General features: G+C 72.0%; 6 protein-coding genes. All 6 read left to right on the plus strand.

Features of this window, described 5'->3' with window-relative positions; all coding sequences use genetic code 11:
• The first annotated feature begins 7 nt into the window (after nt 1-7).
• The 6 genes from mmsA to AB0472_RS29970 all read left to right on the plus strand — a co-directional run bounded on the left by mmsA (nt 8) and on the right by AB0472_RS29970 (nt 11,212).
• The gene (gene mmsA, locus AB0472_RS29945) at nt 8-1,510 is read left to right on the plus strand and encodes a CoA-acylating methylmalonate-semialdehyde dehydrogenase (RefSeq protein ID WP_366360876.1); all 1,503 of its coding nucleotides are present in this window, start codon (nt 8-10) and stop codon (nt 1,508-1,510) included.
• A gap of 330 nt (nt 1,511-1,840) precedes the next feature.
• Nucleotides 1,841-3,238 carry an APC family permease gene (locus AB0472_RS29950; RefSeq protein WP_366360878.1) on the plus strand — a complete coding sequence of 466 codons (1,398 nt, stop codon included), beginning with the start codon at nt 1,841-1,843 and terminating at the stop codon, nt 3,236-3,238.
• A 748-nt stretch (nt 3,239-3,986) separates the two neighbouring features.
• The gene (locus AB0472_RS29955; protein ID WP_366360880.1) at nt 3,987-6,632 is read left to right on the plus strand and encodes a CocE/NonD family hydrolase; all 2,646 of its coding nucleotides are present in this window, start codon (nt 3,987-3,989) and stop codon (nt 6,630-6,632) included.
• Entirely contained in the window at nt 6,629-7,492 is an 864-nt protein-coding gene (locus AB0472_RS29960) for an ABC transporter permease (RefSeq protein WP_366360882.1), read from the plus strand. Before AB0472_RS29955 ends, AB0472_RS29960 begins: the two co-directional genes overlap by 4 nt.
• Before the next feature lie 156 nt (nt 7,493-7,648).
• Nucleotides 7,649-9,148: a von Willebrand factor type A domain-containing protein gene (locus AB0472_RS29965; RefSeq protein WP_366360884.1), complete on the plus strand. Its 1,500-nt coding sequence runs from the start codon at nt 7,649-7,651 to the stop codon at nt 9,146-9,148.
• A gap of 153 nt (nt 9,149-9,301) precedes the next feature.
• Complete coding sequence (locus AB0472_RS29970; RefSeq protein WP_366360886.1) at nt 9,302-11,212, plus strand: AMP-dependent synthetase/ligase; 1,911 nt, start codon at nt 9,302-9,304, stop codon at nt 11,210-11,212.
• The last annotated feature ends 80 nt before the right edge of the window (nt 11,213-11,292 follow it).

The following is an 11,292-nucleotide window of genomic DNA, read 5'->3' on the forward strand; positions in this document are numbered from 1 at the left end:
ACCGGTCATGACGAAGATCGTCAACCACTGGATCGGCGGCAAGTCCGTCGACGGCACGTCGGGCAACTACGGGCCGGTCACCGACCCGGCCACCGGCGCGGTCACCACGAAGGTCGCGTTCGCGTCGGTCGACGAGGTCGACGCCGCGGTCGCCGCCGCCAAGGACGCGTTCGCCACCTGGGGCCAGTCCTCGCTGGCCAAGCGCACGGAGATCCTGTTCCGCTTCCGCGCCCTGCTGGACGCGAACCGGGACGCGATCGCCGAGCTGATCACGGCCGAGCACGGCAAGGTGCACAGCGACGCCCTCGGCGAGGTCGCCCGCGGCCTGGAGATCGTCGACCTGGCGTGCGGCATCAACGTGCAGCTGAAGGGCGAGCTGTCCACGCAGGTCGCGTCCCGCGTGGACGTCTCCTCGATCCGCCAGCCGCTCGGCGTGGTGGCGGGCATCACGCCGTTCAACTTCCCGGCGATGGTCCCGATGTGGATGTTCCCGATCGCCATCGCGACCGGCAACACCTTCGTCCTCAAGCCCTCCGAGAAGGACCCGTCCGCCTCGGTCAAGCTCGCCGAGCTGCTGGCCGAGGCCGGGCTGCCCGACGGCGTCTTCAACGTCGTCCACGGTGACAAGGTGGCCGTCGACCGCCTCCTGGAGCACCCGGACGTCAAGGCCGTCTCCTTCGTCGGCTCGACCCCGATCGCCCGCTACATCCACACCACCGCCTCCGCCAACCACAAGCGCGTGCAGGCGCTCGGCGGCGCCAAGAACCACATGCTGGTCCTCCCCGACGCCGACCTGGACGCGGCGGCCGACGCGGCCGTCTCCGCCGCCTACGGCTCGGCCGGTGAGCGCTGCATGGCCATCTCGGCCGTGGTCGCCGTGGGTGCGATCGGCGACGAGCTGGTGGCGAAGATCCGCGAGCGCGCCGAGAAGATCAAGATCGGCCCCGGCAACGACCCCACCTCCGAGATGGGCCCGCTGATCACGGCCGTCCACCGCGACAAGGTGGCCTCCTACGTCTCCGGCGCCGCGGCCGAGGGCGCCGAGGTCGTCCTGGACGGCACCGGCTACACGGTCGAGGGCTTCGAGGACGGCCACTGGATCGGCATCTCGCTGCTCGACAAGGTGCCCACCACCGCCAAGGCCTACCAGGACGAGATCTTCGGCCCGGTCCTGTGCGTCCTGCGGGTGGAGACGTACGAGGAGGGTGTGGCCCTGATCAACGCCTCCCCCTTCGGCAACGGCACCGCGATCTTCACCCGGGACGGCGGCGCGGCCCGCCGCTTCCAGCTGGAGATCGAGGCCGGCATGGTCGGCGTGAACGTCCCGATCCCGGTCCCGGTCGGCTACCACTCCTTCGGTGGCTGGAAGGACTCGCTCTTCGGCGACCACCACATCTACGGCAACGACGGCACCCACTTCTACACCCGCGGCAAGGTCGTCACCACCCGCTGGCCCGACCCGGCCGACGCTCCCGCGGGCGTCGACCTGGGCTTCCCGCGCAACCACTGAGCACGACCGCCCGACCCGAGTCGGGGCCGTCCGGAATCCGGACGGCCCCGACTTTTTTTGTCGGTGGTGCTGCGGTTCTCGTTTCCTGGGGATGAAACGGGTGACTTAAGTTATTTGAGTTCATGACCTTCGAAATCAAGGTCATGCGGACTAGGGTCTTGATGATTGCCCTCTATGGTCGCTCGACCCTGCGAAAGTGATGTGACCCCCGTCGCTTTAAGAGTGCGGAATCCGAAGGTAAACAGCCATTGACGCAATGGTTTTCGTCGGGGTTCCATGCAGCAGCCACAACCGCCGGAGGCATCCGCCAGAGTCGATCGGAACCGCCGCATGACCGACACGCTCCGCCCTGTCGAGAACGCCGTCGTAGCGGCGCCCGACAGCCCCAAGACGCTCAAGCGCTCCATCGGAGTCGTCGGCGGCACCCTCCTCACCCTCTCGTGCGTCACCCCGGCCTCCACGCTCTTCGTGGTCGTCCCGGACCTGTTCGGCTCCCTCGGGACCGCCACCGCCCTCACGATCGCCATCGGCTCCCTCCTCTGTATCGCCGTGGCCTTCTGCTACTCGGAGCTGGGCACCCTCATCCCCAGCGCGGGCGGCGAGTACGCGATGGTCTCGACGATGGCGGGCCGCCTGGCCGGCTGGCTGGTCTTCGTCCTCTCCCTCCTCGTCGTGATGATCGTGCCGCCGGTGATCGCGATGGGCACGGCCGACTACCTGGCCCCGATCGTCCACCTCGACCCGGCCATGACCGGCGCCGGCGTGATGCTCCTCGCCACCCTCGCGGGCCTCCTGGACCTGCGTGCGAACGCCTGGATCACCGGCATCTTCCTGGTCCTGGAGGTCATCGCGGCCGGTGTGGTGGCGGTGCTGGGCTTCTCCCACAGCCACCGGGGCATCGGCAGCCTCACCTCCATGCAGGTGGCGGACACCGGCGGTCACACCACCACGGTCACCGCCATGCTCGTCGTCTCCGGCCTCGCCATCGCCCTCTTCGTCACCCAGGGCTTCTCGACGGCGGTCTACCTCTCCGAGGAACTGGAGAACCCGCGCCGCAACGTGGCCCGCACGGTCCTCGCCACCCTCGCGATCTCCACGGTGATCATCCTCGTCCCGGTCGCCGCGATCACCATGGGCGCGACCGACGTCAAGGCCCTCACCGGCGGTGACATCAGCTCCATGGTCACCGCCTGGTCCAACTCCGCGGTCGGCACCTTCGTCAGCCTCTGCGTGGCCCTCGCGATCATCAACGCGGGCATCGTCATGGTCATCCAGAACTCCCGCGTCCTGTTCGCCTCGGCCCGCGACAAGGCCTGGCCGGCCCCGGTCAACGGTGCCCTCTCCCGCCTGGGCCGCTTCGGCTCCCCCTGGGTCGCCACCCTCGCCGTCGGCGTCCCCGGCGCCGTGCTCTGCTTCGTCAACCTGGACACCCTCTACGGCGTCACGGGCGTCTCGGTGACGGGCATGTACCTCCTGGTCGCCGTCGCCGCCCTGCTCTCCCGCCGGGGCCACCACAAGCACACCCCCGCCTGGCGGATGCCCCTCTGGCCGGCGATGCCGATCCTCCTCATCGCCGTCCTCGGCTACATCCTCACCCAGCAGGACACCACCTACCTCCTCTGGACCGGCGGCATCACCGCCGCCGCCACCCTCTACTGGGCCTTCTACCTCCGCCCCCGCAAGCAGACCCACTGGGTCGTCTCCATCCCGGACGACACCCAGACCTGACCGACCCACCGGTGCCTCGCGAACACAAGTCACGCGCGAAACTGCGCCACCACCGCCTGGTCCGACACCGCCGGATTCCGCCGTCGTGGTTGCTCGCCGTTGCGGCGGGATGGAGTACGGCGGCGGGGTCGAGTGATGCGGCGGTGGGTTGTGACCACCGGCGCGAGCGGCCGACCTGAGGGGCGCGGGGAACTGCGCGACCGGCCCCCACCGGCCCGCGGGGGTCCACCGCCTGGTCCGACACCGCCGGATTCCGCCGTCGTGGTTGCTCGCCGTTGCGGCGGGATGGAGTACGGCGGCGGGGTCGAGTGGTGCGGCGGTGGGTTGTGAGCACCGGCGCGAGCGGCCGACCTGAGGGGCGCGGGGAACTGCGCGACCGGCCCCCGCCGGACCCGCGGGGGTCCACCGCCTGGTTCGGCACCGCCGGGTTCCGCCGTCGTGGTCGCTCGCCGTTGCGGCGGGATCGGGTACGGCGGCGGGGTCGAGTGGTGCGGCGGTGGGTTGTGAGCACCGGCGCGAACGGCCGACCTGAGGGGCGCGGGGAACTGCGCGACCGGCCCCCACCGGCCCGCGGGGAACTGCGCGACCGGCCCCCGCCGGCCCGCGGGTCCCACCGTCAGGTTCGGCATCGGAAGGCCGGTGTACCGCGTCCGAAGTACGTGGTGGGGTGGGTCTACTCCTCGGGGATGGCCCGCTGTTCAGCCCAGCGTCTGCATCGGATGTCGGTGGGGGACCGTACCGTTGAAGCATGGATCTTCGACCCCCCGGCCTGCGAGCGCTGCTCGGGCGGCCGCGGCGGCTGGTGGCTGCCGCGGCCGCCGTCGTCGTGCTCGTCGGCGCCGGCACGTGGACGGCCGTCGCCTCCGACGACCCGCCCCCGGTGCACCGGACCGACAAGGTCATGGCAGTGGACGGGGTGCGTCTGGACACCTCGTTCTTCACCACGTCCGGCACCGGCCGGCGCCCCGCGGTCCTCCTCGCCCACGGCTTCGGCGGCAGCAAGGACGACATGCGCGCCGAGGCCGAGGACCTCGCCCGCGACGGCTACGCGGTCCTCACCTGGTCCGCCCGCGGCTTCGGCAGGTCCACCGGGAAGATCGGCCTCAACGACCCGAAGGGCGAGGTCGCCGACGTCTCCAGGCTCATCGACTGGCTCGCGAAGCAGCCGCAGGTCCAGCTCGACAAGGCCGGCGACCCGCGCGTCGGCATGGCGGGCGGGTCCTACGGCGGCGCCATCTCCCTCCTCGCCGCCGGTTACGACGACCGGGTCGACGCGATCGCCCCGTCCATCACGTACTGGAACCTCGCGGACGCCCTGTTCCCGAACGGCGTCTTCAAGAAGCTCTGGGCCGGGATCTTCTTCAACACCGGCGGCGGCTGCGCCGACTTCCAGCCCGAGCTGTGCGCCATGTACAACCGCGTCGCCGAGTCGGGCAAGCCGGACGCGGCGGCCGTGAAGCTGCTCGAAGAGCGGTCGCCGTCGGCCGTCGGCAGCCGCATCAAGGTGCCGACGCTCCTCTTCCAGGGGCAGACCGACTCCCTCTTCACGCTCTCCCAGTCCGACGCCGCGGCGTCGGCGATCGAGGCCAACGGCGCCCCCGTCGACGTCGACTGGATCGCCGGCGGCCACGACGGCGGCGACCTGGAGACCAGCCGCGTCGAAGGCCGGGTGACGGCCTGGTTCGACCGGTACCTGAAGGGCGACAAGAACACCGGCACCGGACCGGCGTTCAGGATCACCCGCACCGGCGGCGTCGACTCCACCGACGGCGCCGCCCTGCTGCGCGGCGCGAGCGCCGACAACTACCCGGGCCTGGAGAGCGACCGGAAGGACGTCGCCCTGAAGGGCGGCACCCAGCGCGTCACCAACCCGGCAGGCGCCAGCCCGCCCGGCGTCTCCGCACTGCCCGGCCTCGGCGGTGGCGGCCTCGCCCAGCTCTCCTCCCTCGGCGTCGGCGTCTCCCTCGACTTCCCGGGCCAGTACGCCCGCTTCGACTCGGCACCCGTCACCCGCACCGTGCAGATCACCGGCGCGCCCACGGCCACCGTCCACCTCACCTCCACCAGCGACGACGCGGTGCTCTTCGGCAAGGTGTACGACGTCGGCCCCGACGGCACCCAGCAGGTGCTGCCCTCCCAGCTCGTCGCCCCGATCCGCGTCGAGGGCGCCAAGGCCGGCAAGGACGTCACGATCACCCTCCCGGCCATCGACCACGAGGTGCAGAAGGGCCACCGGCTGCGCCTGGTCCTCGCCTCCACCGACCTCGGCTACGCCTCCCCGACCGCCCCGGCCACCTACACCGTCTCCCTCGAGAGCCCCCTCGGCGTGCCGACCGCACCCCAGGTGGACACGGCCGCCGCACCGCTGCCGGCCTGGGTGTGGTGGCTGCCGTCGGCCGGCGCGCTGGCCGCCCTGGCCCTCCTGCTCACCGGCCGCCGCCGGACCGCCGGTCCGGCCCCCGACCCGGCGCTCGCCGAAGTCCCGCTCCAGATAACGGACCTGAGCAAGCGCTACAAGGGCTCGACGGACCGGTACGCGGTCCGGGAGCTGTCCTTCCGCGTGGAGAAGGGGCAGGTGCTGGGCCTCCTCGGGCCCAACGGCGCGGGCAAGACCACCACCCTGCGCATGCTGATGGGGCTGATCAAGCCCGACGGCGGCGAGGTGAGGGTCTTCGGCCACGCCATCCGCCCCGGCGCACCCGTCCTCTCCCGGGTCGGTGCCTTCGTGGAGGGCGCCGGCTTCCTGCCGCACCTGTCCGGCCGGGCGAACCTGGAGCTGTACTGGCAGGCCACCGGACGTCCACCGGAGGACTCCCACATCGACGAGGCCCTGCAGATCGCCGGCCTCGGCGACGCGCTGGCCCGCGCGGTCCGTACGTACTCGCAGGGCATGCGCCAGCGCCTCGCCATCGCCCAGGCCATGCTCGGCCTGCCGGACCTGCTCATCCTCGACGAACCCACCAACGGCCTCGACCCGCCGCAGATCCGCGAGATGCGCGAGGTGATGATCCGCTACGCGGCCGCCGGCCGCACGGTGATCGTCTCCAGCCATCTCCTCGCCGAGGTCGAGCAGTCCTGCACCCACCTCGTGGTGATGGACCGCGGCCGCCTCGTCCAGGCCGGACCGGTCGCCGACATCGTCGGCACCGGCGACACCCTCCTCGTCGGCACCGGCACCCCGGTGGAGGAGCCGGTCGTGGAGAAGGTGGCAGCCCTGCCCGGCGTGGCCTCCGTGACCAGCACGGACGACGGCCTGCTCGTCCGCATGGAGCCCGGCGGCAGCGCCCCGCGCCTGGTCGCCGAACTCGTCCGGCTCGACGTGCCGGTGGCGTCGGTCGGCCCGCACCGCCGTCTGGAAGACGCCTTCCTTACCCTGATCGGAGGTTCCGCGTGAGCACGCTCACCGAGAAGGCCGCGGTCGCCTCCGGCTACCGGGCGGGCCGCACCCTGCCGTTCCGCGTCGAGCTGGTCCGCCAGCTCAAGCGGCGCCGCACCCTGGTGATGGGCGGCATCCTCGCCGCACTGCCCGTCGTGCTGCTGATCGCGTTCGCGGTCGGTGGCCGGCCGGGCCGGGAGAACGGCCAGGTCACCCTCCTGGACACGGCCACCGCGTCCGGCGCCAACTTCGCCGCGGTCAACCTGTTCGTCTCGGCGGGCTTCCTGCTGGTCATCCCGGTCGCCCTGTTCTGCGGGGACACGGTCGCCTCGGAGGCCAGTTGGTCCTCCCTGCGCTACCTGCTCGCCGCACCCGTGCCGAGGGCCCGGCTGCTCTGGTCCAAACTGGTCGTCGCGCTCGGCCTCAGCCTGGCCGCGATGATCCTGCTGCCGCTGGTCGCCCTGGCCGTCGGCACGGTCGCCTACGGCTGGGGACCCCTCCAGATCCCCACCGGCGGCGCACTCGACACCACCACCGCCACCCAGCGCCTCGCGGTCGTGATCGTGTACATCTTCCTGTCCCAACTGGTCACCGCGGGACTCGCGTTCTGGCTCTCCACGAAGACCGACGCCCCCCTCGGCGCGGTCGGCGGCGCGGTCGGCCTGACCATCGTCGGCAACGTCCTCGACCAGGTGACGGCCCTCGGTGACTGGCGTGACTTCCTGCCCGCCCACTGGCAGTACGCCTGGGCGGACGCCGTACAGCCCCATCTGGAATGGTCCGGCATGATCCAGGGCACGGCGATCTCGATAACGTACGCCCTGGTGCTGTTTGCCCTGGCCTTCCGGGGTTTCGCCCGCAAGGACATCGTCTCCTAGGTCACCGGACGATCTCCCTCCGGCCTCGAAACCCCTGGTCCGTGGCCGCTTCGAGATCCATCCGCAACGCATCGGGGCGCACGTTCCGGCCCCCTGCGCCGTCACAGTCGAGGACAAGCCAGGAAGTCGACTCCGACCGGCACAGGGGGCACAGCGATGAAACGACACCGGACCCGACGACAGGCGGGCGCGGCACTGCTCGCCGTCACCGCCGCGAGCGCCCTGCTACTGACCGCCTGCGGCGCGGCCGAGAACCACACGAACGACTCGAACCACACGATCGCCACCGGGGCCCCGGCCCCCTCCCCGGCCCGGGGCGAGGAGACCGCCGCCCCCTCCGACCACCTCTCCACCTTCGCCCTCGACGTCGACACCGCCTCCTACGGCTACGCCCGCCGCACCCTCGCCGACGGCGGCCGCCCCGACCCCTCGACCGTCCGGCCCGAGGAATTCGTCAACAGCTTCCGCCAGGACTACCGCACCCCGGCGCACAACGGCTTCACGGTCACCGTCGACGGCGCCCGCACCAGCGAGCCGGACTGGTCCCTGGTCCGCGTCGGCCTCGCCACCCGCCCCGCCGACGACGACCCCGGCGAACGCCCCCCGGCGGCCCTCACCTTCGTCATCGACGTCTCCGGCTCCATGGGCGAACCGGGCCGCCTCGACCTCGCCAGGAAGTCCCTGGACACGATGACCGACCGGCTGCGCGACGACGACTCGGTCGCGCTCGTCACCTTCAGCGAGCACGCCGAGACCGTCCTCCCGATGACCCGCCTCGGCGGCCACCGAGCCGAGGTCCACGACGCCGTCGACCGCCTCACCCCCCTCTCCTCCACCAACCTCGGCGAGGGCGTCGAGACCGGCTACGCCACCGCCGTCGAGGGCCTGCGCGAGAACGCCACCAACCGCGTCGTCCTGATCTCCGACGCCCTCGCCAACGACGGCGAGACCGACCCGAATGCCATCCTCAGGCGCATCGACGGCGACCGCCGCGAGTACGGCATCACCCTGTTCGGCGTCGGCGTGGGCAGCGACTACGGCGACGCGCTCATGGAACGCCTGGCCGACAAGGGCGACGGCCACACGGTCTACGTCTCCGACACCGCGTCCGCCACCGACGTGTTCTGCCGGCAGCTCCCGCAGAACATCGACCTGGTGGCCCGCGACGCCAAGGCCCAGGTGGCCTTCGACCCGCACACGGTCGCCGAGTTCCACCTGATCGGCTACCGGGACCGCAAGGTCGCCGACCAGGACTTCCGTGACGACAGGGTGGACGGCGGCGAGGTCGGCCCCGGCCACACCGTCACGGCCCTCTACGCCGTCCGCACCCGCCCCGGGACCGACGGCCACCTCGCGACCGCCACCGTCCGCTGGCTCGACCCCGACACCCGCACCCCGCACGAGAACACCGGCGCCATGGAGACCGACGCCCTGCACGCGGACGTCCGGTCGGCCTCCCCGCGCTTCCAGGTGACCGCGCTCGCGGCCTACTTCGCGGACGCGCTGGCAGACGGCGAGTACGACATCCCGGGAGCACCGGGCCCGACGAAACTGCGGTCCTGGGCAGCGGCGTTGGCAAGGACGACGGAGGACCAGCAGGTGTCCGACCTGGCCACGGCCGTCCAGGAGGCGGGACTTTCCGGCGCCGCGGACTGAAGCGCCCCCCTCAGGGGCGCTGGGGGTACCCCCGGCCGAGGGCCGGGGGAGGAACCGCACGACCGGCCACCGCGCACCCGCACCCGGCGCACCATCGCACCCCTGCGGCGAAACCCATTGACCTCCCCTTACTTCCGAGTAAGTTGACGCCCCATGAGCGTACGCAGCGACCTCAGACGGGCACGTCGACGTACCGACCTCGCCGACCGCGGCAAGGTCGAAGTCGTCAAGGACGAGGCCGGAGTCGTGCGGGAGGCGCGCCGTCCGCCCCTCGCCGCCCCGCTCACGACCGGCTCCCTCGCCGACCTCCCCTACACCAACGCGGCAGCGGAACCCCACGCCACAGCCGTCCGCCGCGGCGAGGGCGCCGTCACCGCGGAGGCCTTCGCCGCCCAGGTGACCGCCACCGCAAAGGGCCTGATCGCCGCCGGCCTCGCCGCGGGCGACCGCGTCGCCCTCATGTCCCGTACCCGCTACGAGTGGACGGTCCTCGACTTCGCCGTCTGGGCGGCCGGTGGTGTGACCGTCCCGGTCTACCCCACCTCCTCCGCGGAGCAGGTGGAGTGGATCGTCCGGGACTCCGGCGCCCGCCACGTCGTCACCGAGACCCCGCAGAACACCGCCACCGTCACCACCGGCACGGCCTCCCACGCACACCTGCCGCGTGTCTGGGAGCTGGACGCCGGCGCGCTCACCGACCTGACCACCCTCGGTCGCGACGTCCCCGACGAGGAGGTGGCCGAGCGCCGCGGCGGCCTCACCCCCGACACCACGGCCACGATCTGCTACACCTCCGGCACCACCGGCCGCCCCAAGGGCTGTGTCCTCACCCACGCCAACCTGCACGCCGAGGCCGCCAACACGGTCGAGCTGCTGCACCCCGTCTTCCAGGCGGTCACCGGCCGGACCGCGTCCACCCTGCTGTTCCTGCCGCTCGCCCACATCCTGGGCCGTACGCTCCAGATCGCCTGCCTGCTGGGCCGGATCGAGATGGGCCACTTCCCGAGCGTCAGGCCGGACGAACTGCGCCCCGCGCTGCGGGAGTTCCGGCCCACGTTCCTGGTCGGGGTGCCGTACCTCTTCGAGAAGATCCACGACACCGGGCGGGCGACGGCGGAGAAGATCGGGCGGGCCGCGTCCTTCGACCGCGCCGAACGGGTCGGGGTGCGGTTCGCCGCGGCCCACCTGGAGAAGTTCCTCGGCCGGGGAAAGGGCCCGGGGCCCGGCCTGTACGCGGCCTGGGCGCTGTACGACCTGCTGGTCTACCGCCGTATCCGCAAGGAGCTCGGCGGCCGGATGCGGTACGCCATCAGCGGCGGCTCACCCCTCGACCGCGACCTCAACCTGTTCTTCCACGCGGCCGGCATCGTCGTCTACGAGGGCTACGGCCTGACCGAGACCAGTGCGGCCGCCACCATCGTGCCGCCGCTCGCACCGCGCCCCGGCACGGTGGGGCAGCCGATCCCGGGGGCGGCCGTCCGGATCGCCGAGGACGGCGAGGTGCTGATCAAGGGCGCGGTGGTGTTCGGGTCGTACTGGAACAACCCGGCCGCGACCGCCGAAGTGCTGCCGGACGACGGCTGGTTCGGGACCGGTGACCTCGGCGCGCTCGACGCGGACGGCTATCTCACCATCACCGGCCGCAAGAAGGACATCCTGATCACCTCCGGCGGCAAGAACGTATCCCCGGCCGTCCTGGAGGACCGGCTGCGCAGCCGGGCGCCCGTCGGCCAGTGCCTGGTGGTCGGCGACAACCGGCCGTTCGTCGCCGCGCTGGTCACGCTGGACCCCGAGGCGGTCGCCCACTGGCTGGCGGTGCGGAGACTGCCGCCGGACACGCCGCTCGCCGGGCTGGTGCACGACGACCGGATGCGGGCCGAGGTGCAGAAGGCGGTCGACCACGCCAACCTGGCGGTCTCCCGCGCCGAGTCGATCCGCGCCTTCGTCCTGGTGGAAGGCGAGTTCAACGAGGAGAACGGCCTGCTCACGCCGTCCTTGAAGGTCAAGCGGCACGCGGTGACGGCCCGGTACGCGGCGGAGATCGAGGCGCTGTACCGCACGTGAGGGCCCCCGCCTGACGGTTGACGGCCACATGCGTGGGATTCTGTCGGGATGGATACATTCACGGCCCGGCTGGACGGCGC

Source organism: Streptomyces sp. NPDC086777, assembly GCF_040702065.1.
In the GTDB taxonomy this organism is placed as follows: Bacteria; Actinomycetota; Actinomycetes; order Streptomycetales; family Streptomycetaceae; genus Streptomyces.

What these genes read in the sequence shown, in the direction of transcription:
- mmsA (WP_366360876.1), top strand. Translation starts at nt 8, where the DNA reads ATGACGAAGATCGTCAACCACTGGATCGGCGGCAAGTCCGTCGACGGC.
- AB0472_RS29950 (WP_366360878.1), top strand. Translation starts at nt 1,841, where the DNA reads ATGACCGACACGCTCCGCCCTGTCGAGAACGCCGTCGTAGCGGCGCCC.
- AB0472_RS29955 (WP_366360880.1), top strand. Translation starts at nt 3,987, where the DNA reads ATGGATCTTCGACCCCCCGGCCTGCGAGCGCTGCTCGGGCGGCCGCGG.
- AB0472_RS29965 (WP_366360884.1), top strand. Translation starts at nt 7,649, where the DNA reads ATGAAACGACACCGGACCCGACGACAGGCGGGCGCGGCACTGCTCGCC.
- AB0472_RS29970 (WP_366360886.1), top strand. Translation starts at nt 9,302, where the DNA reads ATGAGCGTACGCAGCGACCTCAGACGGGCACGTCGACGTACCGACCTC.